Source organism: Clostridium sp. BL-8 (assembly GCF_002006495.1).
Taxonomy (GTDB): Bacteria; Bacillota; Clostridia; order Clostridiales; family Clostridiaceae; genus Clostridium.
On sequence record NZ_LZZL01000213.1, the window covers coordinates 1 to 839 of the forward strand.

An 839-nucleotide genomic window follows, 5' to 3' on the forward strand; every position below is an offset into this window, starting at 1 on the left:
ATGGATAACTGTTCAAAAAATGGTGAGAAGCTTCACAATGCTATGGAAACAATGATAAAAAAATGGATTGAAAATGATTTAGTTGATGAAGGTTTTCTTAAATATATCAATGATACTAAAAAAGTATCTTTCCCTTGGAGTATGATAGATAAAATTACACCGAGACCATCTCAAAGCGTTAAAGATGCATTAGAAGCAGATGGTTTTGAGAGCACTAATATTGTAACAACTAACAAAAACACTTATATTGCACCTTTTGTTAATGCGGAAGGACCTCAATACCTTGTAATAGAAGATAATTTTCCAAATGGCCGCATGCCTTTAGAAGATGCAGGTGTATTTTTAACAGATAGAGAAACTGTTGAAAGAGTTGAAACAATGAAGGTAACTACTTGTTTAAATCCACTACATACTTCTTTAGCAGTTTATGGATGCTTACTTGGATTTAATTTAATTGCAGATGAGATGAAGGATCCAGCTTTAAAGAAATTAGTAGAAAAGATTGGATACGAAGAAGGAATGCCAGTTGTTGTTAATCCAGGAATATTAAAACCTGAAGACTTTATTAAAGAGGTAGTCGAAGTTAGACTTCCAAATCCATATATACCTGATACACCTCAAAGAATTGCTTCAGATACATCTCAAAAAGTTGGTATAAGATTCGGAGAAACAATTAAAGCTTATAGAGATAGAGCAGATTTAGATCCTAAAAACCTTAAATATATTCCACTTGTTATTGCAGGATGGTGCAGATATTTAATGGGAATAGCTGATGATGGTAATGTAATGGAATTAAGTCCAGATCCATTATTAGATGAACTAAAGAAATATGTAGCTAA

1 pseudogene is annotated in these 839 nt (G+C 32.2%); it reads left to right on the top strand.

The features are described from left to right. Positions 1 to 839, top strand: a pseudogene (locus CLOBL_RS27285) (mannitol dehydrogenase family protein); the annotation flags it as partial.